Genomic DNA, 1,633 nt, shown 5'->3' with positions numbered 1-1,633 from the left:
ATACCAATGGCACCATCAGCTATGATCCCAATGACACCTTCACGGGCAACGACAGCTTCGTCTACAGGATCTGTGATGTGGTCAATACCAGTTTGTGTGACACGGCGCTGGTGCGCATCAACGTGGGTAATGCTCCGGCACCAACCGCCAATGCCGATGTAGTGACGGGTGTGCTGGGTCAGCCCGTGACCATAGCTCTGCTGGGCAATGACCTGGCGGGCAACGGACAGCCGGCGAGCCTGACCAATGTCACGGCACCGGTGGTGGTCTCAGGCCCGGCTAACGGAACAGCTGTTATCAATCCGGATGGTACGCTGACCTACACACCGGCTCTGGGCTTTGCCGGCAGTGACACGCTGGTGTACCGCATCTGCTCCATCATCAGTCCGAGTGTGTGTGACACGGCCAGAGTAGTTATCAACGTACCCTCGGCACCACCGACAGCCAACCGCGACAATGCCACTACGGCCTTCCAGCAGGCGGTGACCGTGCCGGTGCTGGTCAACGACACCGACCGGGCAGGCAGACCTGCTAGTCTGACCACGGTGACCCTGCCCATCATTGTAGGTCCACCCGGCAACGGTACGGCAATAGTAAACTCAACGGGTTCGATTACCTACACACCCAATGCCGGCTTTGCAGGCAGTGACACGTTGTTCTACCGCATCTGTGACCGGGTGAACACCTTGTTGTGTGATTCGGCTTTGGTGGTCATCAACGTGGGCAGTGTAGCACCCAGCGCCAACCGCGACAACTACACCACGGCCCTGAACACGGCCGTGCAGATACCGGTGCTGCTCAATGACCAGGCCAGAGGTACGCTGCCCGCCAGCCTGACCAACGTCACGGCTCCGTCGATAGTAACCCAGCCGGTGAATGGCTCGCTGACGCTGAACGCTAACGGCAGCATCACCTACACACCTGCCTTCGGCTTTGCCGGGGCGGATCAGTTCATCTACCGCATCTGTGATGTGGTGAATACAGCCTTGTGTGACACGGCCCTGGTGGTGGTCAATGTAGGCTCACAGGCACCAGTAGCCAACCCGGATGTGGCAACGGTTACCTTCAACCAGCCGGTGACGGTGAATGTATTGGCCAATGATGCCGACCGCAACGGCACCGTGCCGGCCACACTGGTAACGGTGACTACCCCGGTGATCCTGGCCCAGCCCGCTAACGGTACAGCCGTGGTCAATGCCAATGGCAGCATCAGCTTCACGCCGGCCACCGGTTTTGCCGGCAGCACCACGCTGGTCTACCAGATCTGTGACCGGGTGAACACGGCCTTGTGTGACACGGCACGAGTAACCTTCAACGTGGGCAGTGCGCCCCCGGTGGCCAACCCCGACAGCTACACGCTGGGCTTCAACCAGACGCTGGCTTTGGCGGTGCTGGTCAATGACCTCAGCCGCACGGGTGCGCCGGCCAGTGTGAGCGGAGTGGCCAATGTGACCCTGCCGACAATTGTGACCCAGCCAACAGGAGGTACGCTGTTGGTGAATGCCGATGGCACCATCAGCTATGATCCCAATGACACCTTCACGGGCAACGACAGCTTCGTCTACAGGATCTGTGATGTAGTCAATACCAGTTTGTGTGACACGGCGCTGGTGCGCATCAACGTGGGCAACGC

Annotated in this window: 1 protein-coding gene; it reads left to right on the top strand. The window is 59.8% G+C overall.

The genetic code is table 11. The features are described from left to right. Positions 1-1,633 (top strand): Ig-like domain-containing protein (locus ABD931_RS29035; protein WP_345271631.1); only part of this gene is annotated, 1,633 nt, incomplete at both ends.

Source organism: Nibrella viscosa, assembly GCF_039541875.1.
GTDB classification, from domain to species: Bacteria; Bacteroidota; Bacteroidia; order Cytophagales; family Spirosomataceae; genus Nibrella; species Nibrella viscosa.
Note: the sequence above shows the minus strand (reverse complement) of the source record. Positions and strands in the feature narration are given on the sequence as shown.